Origin of the sequence: Sphingobium sp. CFD-2, assembly GCF_024611135.1 — a bacterium.
In the GTDB taxonomy this organism is placed as follows: domain Bacteria; phylum Pseudomonadota; class Alphaproteobacteria; order Sphingomonadales; family Sphingomonadaceae; genus Sphingobium; species Sphingobium fuliginis.
This window is the reverse complement of record NZ_CP084405.1, coordinates 901,676-914,303: the sequence shown is the minus strand read 5'-3', so window position 1 is coordinate 914,303 and position 12,628 is coordinate 901,676. Positions and strand designations below refer to the sequence as shown.

Sequence of the window (12,628 nt, the reverse complement as noted above, 5' to 3'; positions counted from 1 at the left end):
ATTTTCAGGCCTTCAGCTTCCACCCGCGCTTGAGCAGCGCGTAGCACAGCATTCCAAGCGCGATATTCAGCCCCAGCAGCACCAGGCTGCCCACCACGACATCGCCGTCCGCCGCCGCGACGAAGCCGTAGCGGAAGCCGGAAATGGCGTAGAAGAAGGGGTTGGCGTGGCTGATCGCGCGGAAGACGGGCGCGAGGCGGTCGATGGAATAGAAAGTCCCCGACAGCAGCGTCATCGGCCCGATTACGAAATTGGTGATGGCTGCGGCATGGTCGAACTTTTCCGCCCAGATGGAGGTCAGCACGCCGATGAAGGCGGTCAACCCCGCACCCATCAGCCCGAACCAGAGGATCGCCCAGGGATGCGCCGGGGTCACATGCACCCCCGGCCACAGCGCCATGGCTCCCCATAGCGCCAGGCCGACGCAGAAGGCGCGCGTCACCGCCGCGCCCACCAGCGCCAGCAGCAATTCGCTGACCGACAGCGGAGGCATCAGATAATCGATCAGCGTCCCCTGCATCTTGCCCGCCAGCAGGGAGAAGCTGCTGTTCGCGAACGCATTGTTCATCATGCCCATGATCATCAGGCCCGGCGCGATGAAGTCCGCGAAGGGCACGCCCAGCACCTGGCGGTTGGCTCCGCCCAGCGCCAGGGTGAAGATGACCAGGAACATCAGCGTCGTAACGGCGGGTGCCCAGATCGTCTGGAGCTGCACCTTCATGAAGCGTCGCACTTCCTTGCGGTACAGCGCGCGGGCTCCGGCCCAGTTGACGTTGCGGATAACCAGCTCGCCCGGCTCATGGAAAGGCGGCTGATGCGACAGGGAAGCAGCAATTTTGGACTGGTCGTTCATGGTCGGATCGACTATCGGCTGAGGGGTTGTGCCGCAAGGGCGTTGTGCACGGGAAATTGAACCCGGGCCGGCGCGCCCCATATAGGGCGCGAATTTGAAATTTTGAGGAGTCATTCATTGTCCTGGACCGACGAGCGTATCGACCAGCTCAAGGCAATGTGGGAACGGGGCCTGACCGCCAGCCAGATCGCGGACGAACTGGGCGGGGTCAGCCGTAACGCCGTGATCGGCAAGGCGCACCGCCTGGGCCTGCAATCGCGCCCATCCCCGGTGAAAGCCAACGAAGTGCCGAAAAAGGCCGCCCCGCCGCTGCGCAAGTCCGCAACGGAGGCCGAAGCGCCAAAGCCGGCCGCGCCGGCGCAGCATGCCGCGCCACCGCCCGCCCGCCCTGCGGCACCGGCAGCGCCTACCCCGGCGCCCGCTGCCGCCGCGCCGGCGGCCGAAGCGCCTGCCGCGCCGCAGCCGCGCATCATCTCCGTGGGCCCCGGCGGCTTCCTGCGTCAGGGTCCGGGCGACCAGCAGGCGCCGATCCCCCCTGCCCCGCCGCGCCGCCTGGTCCCCGCAAAGCCCAGCCCGGAAATCGCCGGCAAGACCACGCTGCTCGACCTGACGGAGCGCATCTGCAAATGGCCGATGGGCCATCCGGGCGAGCCGGACTTCCATTTCTGTGGCGAAGCGGTGAACCCCGGCTTCCCCTATTGCGTCGAACATTGCGGCCGCGCCTATCAGGCGCAGTTGCCGCGTGGCACTCGCCGTCCGCCGCCGCCCCTGCCCTTCGGTGGTCCGCGAGTTCGCTGATCGCCGGAGCAGACCGGGATGAAAAAGGGCCGCTCCATTTGGAAGCGGCCCTTTTCATTGGGCTGTGGCGCGTCAGGCGATGGTCAGCCCGACATCGACATTGTTGCGCGTGGCGTTGGAATAGGGGCAAATCTGGTGCGCCGCGGCGACCAGCCTTTCCGCGTCGGCCCGCTCCACGCCAGGCAGGCTGATCTCCAGATCGGCGGTGATGCCGAACCCGCCCGCCGCGCGCGGACCTATGCCGACGGTCGCGGTGACGGCTACATCCTGCGGCACACGGATCTTCAACTGACCACCTGCAACCTTGAGAGCGCCGATGAAGCAGGCCGAATAGCCCGCGGCGAAAAGCTGCTCGGGATTGCTGCCATCGCCGCCGGGACCGCCCAGTTCCTTCGGGGTCGACAACTTTACGGCGAAGCGGCCGTCTTCCGAACGGGCTTCCCCATCGCGGCCTCCGGTGGCGGTGGCGCGGGTACGATATTTGACATCGACAGACATGGCCTTTTTCCCTTCATATTTCACGATAATCATTATCGCGATAATCTTTAGATAGATATGGCGCGGCCCCTTGTCCAGCATTTTATTTATCACGATATATATTTTCGTGCTATGGAACCTGCAAAGGAGACCGCCCATGCCCGCCGCCCTGCCGCTCGACGATCAACTCTGCTTCTCGCTCTATGCCGCCAGCATGGCGATCGGCCGCGCCTACAAGCCAATGCTCGACCGACTGGGCATCACCTACCCGCAATATCTGGTGCTGCATGCCCTATGGGAACAGGACGGCCGCACCATCGGCCAGATCGCGGAGCGTCTGTCTCTCGAATCCAGCACGGTGACGCCGCTGGTCAAGCGGCTGGAAGCGGCAGGCTTCCTCACGCGCGCCCGCAGCACGGCCGACGAACGGCGCGTCGACGTGCGCCTGACGAAGCGCGGCGCGGCGATGCGGGAGGAATGCGGCTGCCTGGGCGAAACCCTGCTCGAACGGTCCGGCATGGACGGGATGCAACTGGCCGACCTCAATGAGCGGGTGAAGCAGTTGTGGGCCGCGTTGCGCGATCCGCTGCCCTGAACAACGCGCGCTTGCGCCTGCCATCCGCCGGCTTATAGCTTGTGCCCATGTCCGAAGACCTGTTCGCCGCCAATCCCTCCGCCACCCCGCAATATGACGCCTCCGCCATCGAAGTGCTGGAGGGGCTGGAGCCGGTGCGCCGCCGCCCCGGCATGTATATCGGCGGCACGGACGAGCGCGCGCTGCACCATCTTGCCAGCGAAGTGCTGGACAACAGCATGGACGAGGCGGTCGCGGGCCATGCGACGCGGATCGAGGTGCTGCTGGAGCCAGGCAACAGGCTGACCATCACCGACAACGGCCGGGGCATCCCGGTCGACCCCCATCCCAAATTTCCCGGCAAGTCGGCGCTGGAGGTGATCCTGACCACGCTCCATTCGGGCGGCAAGTTCACCGACAAGGCTTATGCGACCTCCGGAGGTCTGCACGGTGTCGGCATCAGCGTGGTCAATGCGCTGTCGGTCGTCACCGTGATTGAAGTGGCGCGCAACAAGGAACTGTTCCGCCAGAGCTTTGCCCAGGGCCTGCCCACCAGTGGGCTGGAGAAGGTCGGCGCGGCGCCCAATCGGCGCGGCACATCGGTCAGCTTCATTCCCGACACGGAGATTTTCGGGGAGCAGAAGTTCAAGCCATCCCGTCTTTATCGCCTTGCACGGTCCAAGGCCTATCTTTTCGCGGGCGTGGAAATCCGCTGGAAATGCGCGCCGGAACTCATCACCGACGATACGCCGGCCGAGGCGGTGTTCCAGTTCCCCGGCGGACTGGCCGATCATCTGAAGGAACAGGTGGGCGACCGTGAATGCGCGACCAGCGCCTTCTTTTCGGGGAGTCAGGATTTTCCGGACTCGGCCGGGCGCGTGGAATGGGCGGTTGCTTGGCCGCTCTGGTCCGATGGTAGCTACTCCTGGTATTGCAACACCATTCCGACGCCCGATGGCGGCACGCATGAGACCGGCCTGCGCGCCGCGTTGGTGAAGGGCATCCGCGCCTTCGGCGAACTGGTGGGGCAGAAGAAGGCGAAGGACATCACTGCCGACGACATCGTGACTTCTTCGGAGATCATGCTGTCGGTCTTCATCCGCGATCCGCAGTTCCAGAGCCAGACCAAGGACAGGCTCACCAGCCCGGAGGCGGCGCGGCTGGTCGAAAATGCAGTGCGCGACCATTTCGACCATTATCTTTCCGACCATATGGAGCGCGGCAAGGCGCTGCTCGCCTATGTGCTCGACCGGATGGACGAGCGCCTGAAACGCAAGCAGGAGAAGGAGGTCAAGCGCAAGACCGCCACCAGCGCGCGCAAGTTGCGGCTGCCGGGCAAGCTGACCGACTGTTCGAACGATGATCCGGAGGGAGCGGAAATCTTCCTGGTCGAGGGCGATTCGGCCGGCGGCTCCGCCAAGCAGGCGCGTGACCGCAAGACGCAGGCGATCCTGCCCCTGCGCGGCAAGATATTGAACGTCGCCTCCGCCAATACCGCCAAGATCCTCGCCAATCAGGAGATTGCCGACATGATCCTGGCGCTGGGCTGCGGCACGCGCAAGGACTGCAATCCCGACAATCTGCGCTACGAACGCATCGTCATCATGACCGACGCCGACGTCGACGGCGCGCATATCGCGACGCTGCTGATGACATTCTTCTTTCAGGAGATGCCGGAACTGGTGCGGCGGGGCCATCTCTATCTGGCGCAGCCGCCGCTTTACCGCCTGACAGCAGGGGGCAAGAGCCTCTATGCCAAGGACGACACCCATCGGGAGCAAATCCTGGCCAAGGAGTTCAAGGGAAAGAAGGTCGACGTCAGCCGCTTCAAGGGCCTGGGCGAGATGAACCCGGCGCAGCTTCGCGAAACGACGATGGACCCCAAGACCCGCAGCCTGATCCGCGTCACTCTGCCCGACGACATAGAGGACCGGCAGCAGGTCCGTGAACTGGTCGACCGGCTGATGGGCACCAATCCGGCTCATCGCTTTGCCTTCATCCAGGAGAATGCGGCAACGGTCGATGAGGAGACAATCGACGCCTGAAAAGCGATTTTCTTTTTGATTGCGGCAAAGCGGATTTTCGCGATTGCCTGAAAATTGCCGGGCAAAAATCTGCCGGCAATTTTTTGCCTACCGCCGCGTTAACCAGCGCGGGGCACCGGATGTTCAATTTTCGGCGGGATACGGGCAAGCATGTCAGGCTTCGTCCCGCCCATTCCCTCATCGGCTCTGCGTCGCTTCGCGCTTCGCGCCAGCGCCACCCTGCTGCTGGCGGCGAGCGGCCATGCTCTGGCGCAGGCGCCGCTGGGGGCTATTCCCGACATCTTCACGCAGAGCCGGCCGGCCTATACGCCCGCCGAACGCGTCGCCGCCAATCTTCTTGCGGGCGGCATGAGCCGTCTGGCAGCGATCAGTGCGCAGCAAGGCGGCACGGCCAGTCCAGCGCCCTGGGTGGGTCAACCGCCTGTCCCGGAAGCGATGATCATCAACGATCGGCGCATCAACGACTTCAGCGGCAAATTGCCCGGTTGGCGGTTGCAGGGGGTCCAGCTTTCCATACTGAGCTATCGCCAGCCGGTGCTGGTGCCCGGCTTCATGCAGGGATTTTTGCCAGAACCAACGGCCGCCGCAATGCCACGGGCCAGCGCGTTCGTCATGCCGGCCCGCCCGGTTCCGGCGCTTTCGGGCCAGATCATGCCGCGCAATGGGCAACCCGATGTTTTCGGATCGGTCGCCATGCCGATTTCCCGGACGCTGCTCGACAGCAAATGGGCTTCCGTTTCGGCGGCGCTGCCCGGCAAGGGGGTCTGGAGCGGTGTCCTGAACGCGGCCCGCGGATCGACGGCGCAGCAGCAGGTCGAGATGATCAATGGCTGGGTCAATCGCCGGCTGCATTTCGTCGATGACCGGCAGGGCGGCGACAACTGGGCTTCGGCGGCGCGGACGCTACAGAGCGGCGCTGGCGATTGCGAGGATTATGCCATCGCCAAGATGAAGCTGCTGGAGGCGGCGGGTTTCGACCGCCGCGCCATGTTCCTGGTCATCGCCCGCGACCTGGTGCGGCAGGCGGACCATGCCGTGCTGGCGGTGCGGATCAGGGACGAGTTGATGATCCTGGACAACATGACCGACCGGGTGCTGCCTTCGTCCAGCGTCAGCGATTATCGGCCGATCATGAGCTTCAATGCCTTTGGGCGCTGGACTCATGGCTATCGGGTGACGCCGCCGCAGCCGGTGCAGTTTGCGGCGCGGTGAGCGCGCCCCCTTGGTGCATCGTTCTTCGCATTGTTGAGGATAGGCTTACCGCTCCCGCAGCGCTTCCGACCGCGCCTTCATGATCGGCTTCAACAGATAGGCCAGCACCGACTTGCGGCCGGTCAGGATTTCCACATCGCACACCATGCCCGGCGTGATCGGCAGCTTGTGCGCGCCTGAACCGAGCCAGGCGCGGTCCGTCTCCACGACCACGGTGAAATAGGCTTCTCGCGTCGCTTCGTCATAGACGCTGTCGGCGGAGACCTGCTGCACCGTGCCCGTCAGCCCGCCATAGATCGAGAAGTCATAGGCCGTCACCTTCACCACGGCCCGGTCGCCGGTCTTGATGAAGGCGATGTCGTTCGGCTTCACCCGCGCCTCGACCAGCAGCTTTTCGCCCACCGGAACGATCTGCATGATCTTCTGACCGGGACTGACGAAACCGCCGATGGTCGTCACCTGCACGTCATTGACCACGCCATCGACGGGCGAGCGGATCTCCGCCCGCTGCGCCCGTCCCCTTGCGCCCCGAAGGGATTCGCTGTTGACGGCGATCTTCGCCTCCAACTGGCTACGCTCATTGAGCGCGTCCTGACGGAACTGGTAATTGGCTTCCGAAAGCTGCGCCTGCGCCTGGCGGATCGCGGCGGACGCACGCGAAGCCTGCTGCTGCGCGGCGTTCAGCCGCCCCTGCGCGTCCACCAGTTCGCGGCGGGCGTCGAGCAATTCGGTCTGGGGAATGATCGATTTCGCCGCGAGCGGTTCCAGCATCGCCACCCGCTGGCGCGCAAGCTGGACGCTGCCGCCCAGGCTGTCGATGGTCGCCTGCGCTTCGCCCAGTTCGCGGCGGCGCTGGTCTACCTGGGCCGCAAGCGCGTCCTGCTTGCTGCGGAGCGCCGATTGGCGGACGGCGGCGAGCGCCTGTTCCTGCTGGCATTCCGGCCCGCCGGTCGTGCAGGCCGCGCCTTCGCCCGTGCCTTCCTTTTCCAGACGCCCGGCGCGCGCGGTCAGCGAGCGGGTCTCCGCCTGCAACTGCCCGAGTTCGGACGCCAGCATCGCGTCGTCGAGCCGCACCAGAAGCTGGCCCTTGCTCACCTTCTGGCCGGATCGGACCAGTATTTCCTCTATGGTGGTCGGTTCGGCGGACTGGATGACCTGCGCCTTGCTGGACGGGATCACCCTGCCCTGTCCATGCGTCACCTCGTCCACCGGCGCCAGGCTGGCCCACATCAGGAAGACCAGCATGCCGCCGCCGCTGTAGAGAATGACCTGCTTGTTGCCCGGTTGTCCCCGCAGCCAGCCTATCCAGCGCGAAATCATGGTTGCACCCCTTGGATATGATGGTCGTCCGCCGCCAGAGTGACCGGCGCGGCTTTCTGTTGGCGGGCGAGCATCTCGCTCAGCGCGCCGCCGCCTGTCGAAGGATCGGGAATGGAGAGTTTCCAGCCCTTGGTCGGGTCCATCCGGCCGCCGACATCATTGACCGCCCGCCGTTCCGGCAGGGCCGCGACGGGCGGATAATCGATGGCCGGTTCGGCCGCTGTGGCGAAGCGCGACGGGTCGAAGGCGGGAATATGCTCCCCGCCCGCATAACGGCCGGTGAACGCCCCCGGCAGGCCCCAGCCGCCCGGCCAGCGGTAGAAGATATGCGCGCCGATCTGCGCCAGCTTCGCCAGATGCGGCGCCCAGCGGGGGAAGACATAATCGGCGTGATAATGGGTCGCGGTGCCGACCTCCTTCTCGACCCGGCCGGTCAGCGCGTCGGCGGCGATCCGCCTGGCCCTGTTCCAGAGGTCAGGCAGCGGACGGCGCGCCAGCGAACCGTCGCAGACGAAGCTGAACTGGCATACCGAGGCGTCGAAACGCTGATAGACGACGCCGCACACCGTCTTGGCGAAGGCGGGGTGGCGGACGCGGTTCAGCACCACCTGCGCGACGGCGCGCTGGCCGCTTTCGGGCTCCCGGGCGGCTTCATAATAGACGGCCTGGGTCAGGCATTGGAGGGCGCGGTCATGGTCCTCGCCCGCCGTGGCGAGGGCGCGGAAGGGCTTGGCGGCGCTGATCGTGCCGGAGAAGCCGAGGCGCTGGTTTTCCTCGCGGGCCTTGTCGCCTTCCGCAGTCGGGTCGGTTTGCCCGGTCATCTGAACCAATGCCAGATATTGGCGGGGGATGGCGGGAGCGGCTTCCACGATCTTGGCTTGCATCGTGGGCTGGGGCTGGTCGTGGTGCCACAGCGGCGCCACGGCGAAGGCTGCCGTCGTAGCAAGTCCCGCACCAAGGATAAAAGCGCTCCGTGTTGAATGGGTAGGCTGTACCGCGCTCATTGCCCTGCCCCCCGCTGGAGCTGGCCGATGATCTCGTCACGCGGGCCGTCCGCCAGCACGACGCCCTGATCGATGACGATCAGCCGGTCTACGATCCGCAGCAGCGCATGGCGGTGGGTCGACACGATCAGCGTCTGGTCCGGCTCCAGCGCCCTTTCCAGATGGTCGATGAACAGATTCTCGGTCTGGTTGTCCATTGCGCCGGTCGGCTCGTCGAGGAAAAGGAGCTTGGCCGGTTCCACCAAGGCGCGCGCCATGACCAGAAAGCTGCGCTGTCCGCCGGAAAGGCGGCTTCCACGCTCCCCGATATGCAAGTCGAACCCCGCCGCATCGCGTCCGAAGAAACGCGCCGCGCCCGAACGTTCCAGCGCCTCCAGCAGCTTTTCGTCGCTGGCTTCCCGCGCCCCCAGCAGCAGATTTTCCCGCACCGAACCGCTGAACAGTTCGGCATCCTGCCCGACATAGCGGAAGGCGGAGCGCAGCTCATGCGGATGATATTGGCGGCTGTCCACCTCATCGATGGTCAGCAGGCCGCCGGTGGGCGGATAAAGGCCGCAGATCACCCGGCCCAGCGTCGACTTGCCCGACGCCACGCGGCCGATCAGGCCGATGCGCTCGCCCGGTTCGATGCGCAGGTCGATGCCTCGCAGGCTGGGCTGGCTGGCGCCGGGATAGGCGAACTCCAGACCCTGCGCGACGATGGCGCCCTTGCGGATCTTGGGGATGATGCCGCGCGCGCCGTCCAGCCGTTCGTCGGGCTGGTCGATCAGCGTTTGCAGGCTGTCCAGCGTCGTCATGGCCTGACGCCCGCGCACGATCACGAAGGCAAGCTGTCCCACCGGAGCGAGCGAGCGCCCGGCCAGCATGACGATGGCGATGATCGCGCCCATCGAGATGTCGCCCGCCGCGAACATGTAGAAGCCGCCGATGACCAGCGCGATGCTCGTCACCTGCTGGCAGAGGGCGGCCAGCGTGACGCTCTTCGAAGAAAGCCGCCGCAGCTTTTCCTGCGTGGCCGCACTCATCCGGGCGTAGCGACGCCAGCGCTCCAGCATCCGTCCTTCGGCGCGGCAGGCCTTCAGCGTCTCGATGCCGCCAATCGCTTCGACCAACGCCGCGCTTTGCAGGCTGGAGTCCGCCTGGGCATCGCGTGACAGGCGGGCCATCGACCGTTGCAGGACCCAGCCTGCGCTCGCCATGATCCCCATCATGACGACCGGTACGATGGCCAGCCAGCCCCCCAGAAGGGCGATGATGCCGACGAAGAAGAAGAGGAAGGCGATGTCCACCACCAGAACCACGGTGGTCGAGGTGAAGAATTCGCGCACGGATTCGAATTCCGTCACCCGCCGCGCCAGCGCCCCGGTGCTGCCCGAACGGCTTGCCAGCGGCGTGTTCAGCACCTTTTCGAACAGGCGTTGCGAAAGGCGCTCATCGATCTCCCGCCCCGCCTCGTCCACCAGTCTCGCGCGGGCGATGCGCAGCGCGAAGTCGAGGCTGAAGGCCAGCATCACGCCGACGCCCAGCACCCAGAGGCTGGAAGCCGCCTTGTTCGGGATGATCCGGTCATAGACGTTCATCGTAAACAGCGGCAGGGCGAAGGCGAGCAGGTTGATGATCGCCGCGGCCAGCATCACATAGCCGAAGCCGCCGCGCGCGCGCCACACTTCGCGCCAAAACCAGTGCTGGCGGGCGCGTTCGTCCCAGGGGCGTTCCTCGGCGCGTTCGCGGCCATGATCGGCCATGACCACCAGCGCCTCGCCGGTGAAATAGCCTTCGAGATCGCTGAGCGGCGCCCAGACGGCTTCGTCCGCATGCGGAAGCTGGACCAGCGCGTCACCGGCCTTGATGTCCAGCAGCAGCAGGAAACGCCCGCCACGCAGCGGCAGAATGGCGGGCAGGTTGCCCGGCCGCCATTTGTCCAGCCGGCCCCGGACATGATCGCTCAAAAGACCGATCTGATCGAGCGCGGATTCCGCCTGGTGAAAGGGCAGACGCCCGGATTCATCGACGGCCAACCCCGCGCGGAGGCTTACGATACCCGGCGACCGGTCGAAATGCCGCGCCGCATGGGCGATGCTCTCCACCAGCTCGTCGCTAGGCGTGCCTTGATGGTCCAGCCATTCGGCCAGACTGAGTGTGCTTCGTTCCAACATTGTTTACCCCGCGCCATCCCGGCTTGCGCCGGGATGACCCCCAATAATGAAACTCAGCCCGGATAGCGCCGCCGCTGCAACTCAGCGGGCGGCAGATCGGGGACATTATAGGTCTTCCGCGCATCGGCCTTGGCGTCCGAAGGCGCGGCGAGGCCCAGCGTATCCAGCAGCGTGTTGGTGGCCGCCAGAATCTGATATTGCGCGAAAATCTCCGAGAAGCGGGCCGTTTCCGTCCGCACCTGCGTATTGAAGCGGGTGTTCTGGCTGTCCAGAACGTCCAGCAGCGAACGCCGGCCGACATTGAACTGCTCGCGATAGGAGACGAGCAGCCCGTCGGAGACCGTGCCCTGACGCGACAGGTCAGTCACGCGCTTCTTTTCCGTGTCCCAACGGTTCCAGGCGGTGCGGACATCCTCCTCCGCCTCGCGCAGCCGCTGGCTCAGGCGGAAGCGCGCCTCGCTCGCCCGGCGGGTCATTTCCTGGACCTTCGCCCGGTTGATGCCGCCGTTGTAAAGCTGCCAGCGCACGACCACCCGGCCCTGAATGTCGTTGGTGCTGCCCCGGAAGCCGTCCACATCCTCACCGACGCGGCCCGTTCCTTCCAGCGAGACCGTCGGCCCAAGCTCCGACTTCGCCTCGTCCACGACGGCGTGCGCCGCCTGGATGTCGGCTTCCGCCTCGCGCACCAGCGGATTGTGGGTGCGGGCGGCGGCGATGGCTTCGTCCAGCGTCGGCGGCACGGCGCTCGTCACCGGATCGGGCATCACCACCTGATCGATGGACAGGCCGGTCAGCGTGCGGAAGGAAATGGCCGCATTGGTCATGTCCTGCTCCGCCTCGCTCTTGCGGACGAGGGCGGCTTGCAGCCTTTCCTCCGCCTGCTGCTGGTCGGCGATGCTGATCGAACCCTTGGAGACACCCTCGCCCAGATCGCCCAGCAGCTTGCGATGGAAGGCGATATTGTCCTCAGCCGCCGCCACGACCCGCTGCTGGAGCATATAGTCGAGATATTGGCGGGTGACGTTCAGCGCCACGAACTGCGAACGCTCCCCGACGCGCAGCGCCGCGCCGTCGGTGCGGGCGGCCTGCCGGCGCTTTTCCGCGCTGCGATAGCCGGAGTCCCAGATGGTCTCTTCGGCCCGCACGCTGGCTTCCAGCGGCCAGAGCGTCTGGTTATCGAGGTTGAGGGCGCGCCGGGTGGCGTTTTCCAGACGGCGGACGCCCGCCGATCCCTCAACGCTGACGCGGGGCAGATAAAGCCCCTGCGCCTGTTCGCGCTCGAATTCGATGGCTTCCTTGTTCTGGATCGCCTGGTTGATTTCCGGATGGCTGTCGATCGCCGCAGCGATGGCGCTCTTGAGATCGGTGGTCTGGGCCCAGCCCGTCGAAACCATGGCCGCCGCACAAAGGGCGATCAGGCTGCCGCATGTCTTGCGCATGATAGTCATGCCTTCCTCCCCTTAATTCGCGCTGGCGGTGATTTCGACCCGACGGTTCATCGGTTCGCGCACACCATCGGCGGTTTCGATCTTGAGCTGGGTCTCGCCCAGGCCATTGACGGTCATGGCGTCCGTCGCGATGCCTCCCTGGCTCAGCAGGCTGGCGACATTCTGCGCGCGGCGCAGCGACAGGCCGTCATTATAGCGGGTCGTGCCCGACGTGTCGGTGTAGCCGGTGACGCCGAAGCGCTTCCAGCCGCACTGCGCCGCCGTCTGCGTCAGCGTGGAGATGGTGCTCACGCCCTCAGGAAGCGGCGTGTCCATGTTCCAGTCGAAGAAGATGGACACCGCCGGTGCCGTACAGTCCAGCGCGGGTGGGGCTGAAGCTGCTGACACCGGCGGCGGTGGCGGCGCCGAGAGGCGTGCCACAAAGTCGTCGCACTTGTTGATGCTCTCCGCATCCTTCGTGCCGGATTTGATGAAACCGATGGCGATGCCACACTGGTTCTTCGCCTCGACCGCGTAGGTCCAGCGGCTGTCCTGGGCCGCGCGCACGCTGGCGTCGCCCACAGCCTTGACCGCCGTGTCGTAACGGCTGGTGAGCGCATCCCGCAATTCGGACTTGCCCAGTTGCAGCAAGGGCGAAGCAGGCGCCGCCCAGGCCGCAGTCGTCGTCAGCATGGCGGTTACCAGCCCGACAGCCGCCGCCCTTCCAACTGCATTTCGCATATTCACTCTCCCCAAAATTCC

The 12,628-nt window shown here is 65.7% G+C and carries 11 protein-coding genes; 4 read left to right on the top strand and 7 right to left on the bottom strand.

Features of this window, described 5'->3' with window-relative positions:
* Nucleotides 1-4: 4 nt before the first annotated feature.
* A complete protein-coding gene (locus LDB29_RS04285; protein WP_061940604.1) occupies nucleotides 5-853 on the bottom strand; it encodes an ABC transporter permease in 849 nt (282 codons plus the stop codon).
* Between the two features lie 117 nt (nucleotides 854-970).
* On the opposite strand from LDB29_RS04285, the gene LDB29_RS04280 reads away from it, so the two are divergent.
* On the top strand, nucleotides 971-1,651 hold the full coding sequence (locus LDB29_RS04280) for a GcrA family cell cycle regulator (RefSeq protein ID WP_044661971.1): 681 nt from the start codon (nucleotides 971-973) through the stop codon (nucleotides 1,649-1,651).
* Nucleotides 1,652-1,723: 72 nt separating this feature from the next.
* Here LDB29_RS04280 and LDB29_RS04275 read toward each other — a convergent pair whose 3' ends face one another.
* Entirely contained in the window at nucleotides 1,724-2,149 is a 426-nt protein-coding gene (locus LDB29_RS04275) for an organic hydroperoxide resistance protein (protein ID WP_025546570.1), read from the bottom strand.
* A gap of 136 nt (nucleotides 2,150-2,285) precedes the next feature.
* Between LDB29_RS04275 and LDB29_RS04270 the strand changes: the two genes are divergently transcribed.
* From LDB29_RS04270 to LDB29_RS04260, 3 genes are all read left to right on the top strand, one after another.
* Nucleotides 2,286-2,723 (top strand): MarR family winged helix-turn-helix transcriptional regulator, encoded by a 438-nt coding sequence (locus LDB29_RS04270; RefSeq protein ID WP_025546568.1) that lies wholly within the window; start codon nucleotides 2,286-2,288, stop codon nucleotides 2,721-2,723.
* A 47-nt stretch (nucleotides 2,724-2,770) separates the two neighbouring features.
* On the top strand, nucleotides 2,771-4,747 hold the full coding sequence (gene parE / locus LDB29_RS04265) for a DNA topoisomerase IV subunit B (protein WP_025546567.1): 1,977 nt from the start codon (nucleotides 2,771-2,773) through the stop codon (nucleotides 4,745-4,747).
* A gap of 150 nt (nucleotides 4,748-4,897) precedes the next feature.
* A complete protein-coding gene (locus tag LDB29_RS04260; protein ID WP_025546566.1) occupies nucleotides 4,898-5,959 on the top strand; it encodes a transglutaminase-like cysteine peptidase in 1,062 nt (353 codons plus the stop codon).
* Nucleotides 5,960-6,004: 45 nt separating this feature from the next.
* On the opposite strand, the gene LDB29_RS04255 is transcribed toward LDB29_RS04260, so the two are convergent.
* The 5 genes from LDB29_RS04255 to LDB29_RS04235 all read right to left on the bottom strand — a co-directional run bounded on the left by LDB29_RS04255 (nucleotide 6,005) and on the right by LDB29_RS04235 (nucleotide 12,607).
* Entirely contained in the window at nucleotides 6,005-7,279 is a 1,275-nt protein-coding gene (locus LDB29_RS04255) for an HlyD family type I secretion periplasmic adaptor subunit (protein WP_025546564.1), read from the bottom strand.
* Nucleotides 7,276-8,202 (bottom strand): cell wall hydrolase, encoded by a 927-nt coding sequence (locus LDB29_RS04250; RefSeq protein WP_025546562.1) that lies wholly within the window; start codon nucleotides 8,200-8,202, stop codon nucleotides 7,276-7,278. Before LDB29_RS04250 ends, LDB29_RS04255 begins: the two co-directional genes overlap by 4 nt.
* A 77-nt stretch (nucleotides 8,203-8,279) precedes the next feature.
* Nucleotides 8,280-10,439 carry a type I secretion system permease/ATPase gene (locus LDB29_RS04245; protein WP_099185832.1) on the bottom strand — a complete coding sequence of 720 codons (2,160 nt, stop codon included), beginning with the start codon at nucleotides 10,437-10,439 and terminating at the stop codon, nucleotides 8,280-8,282.
* Between the two features lie 53 nt (nucleotides 10,440-10,492).
* The gene (locus LDB29_RS04240) at nucleotides 10,493-11,887 is read right to left on the bottom strand and encodes a TolC family protein (protein ID WP_025546560.1); all 1,395 of its coding nucleotides are present in this window, start codon (nucleotides 11,885-11,887) and stop codon (nucleotides 10,493-10,495) included.
* A 12-nt stretch (nucleotides 11,888-11,899) separates the two neighbouring features.
* Nucleotides 11,900-12,607: an OmpA family protein gene (locus tag LDB29_RS04235; protein ID WP_170825642.1), complete on the bottom strand. Its 708-nt coding sequence runs from the start codon at nucleotides 12,605-12,607 to the stop codon at nucleotides 11,900-11,902.
* Between the last annotated feature and the right edge of the window lie 21 nt (nucleotides 12,608-12,628).

Coding starts and splice junctions, on each gene's coding strand:
- LDB29_RS04285 (WP_061940604.1), bottom strand. CDS start 853: ATGAACGACCAGTCCAAAATTGCTGCTTCCCTGTCGCATCAGCCGCCT.
- LDB29_RS04275 (WP_025546570.1), bottom strand. CDS start 2,149: ATGTCTGTCGATGTCAAATATCGTACCCGCGCCACCGCCACCGGAGGC.
- LDB29_RS04270 (WP_025546568.1), top strand. CDS start 2,286: ATGCCCGCCGCCCTGCCGCTCGACGATCAACTCTGCTTCTCGCTCTAT.
- parE (WP_025546567.1), top strand. CDS start 2,771: ATGTCCGAAGACCTGTTCGCCGCCAATCCCTCCGCCACCCCGCAATAT.
- LDB29_RS04260 (WP_025546566.1), top strand. CDS start 4,898: ATGTCAGGCTTCGTCCCGCCCATTCCCTCATCGGCTCTGCGTCGCTTC.
- LDB29_RS04255 (WP_025546564.1), bottom strand. CDS start 7,279: ATGATTTCGCGCTGGATAGGCTGGCTGCGGGGACAACCGGGCAACAAG.
- LDB29_RS04245 (WP_099185832.1), bottom strand. CDS start 10,439: ATGTTGGAACGAAGCACACTCAGTCTGGCCGAATGGCTGGACCATCAA.
- LDB29_RS04240 (WP_025546560.1), bottom strand. CDS start 11,887: ATGACTATCATGCGCAAGACATGCGGCAGCCTGATCGCCCTTTGTGCG.
- LDB29_RS04235 (WP_170825642.1), bottom strand. CDS start 12,607: ATGCGAAATGCAGTTGGAAGGGCGGCGGCTGTCGGGCTGGTAACCGCC.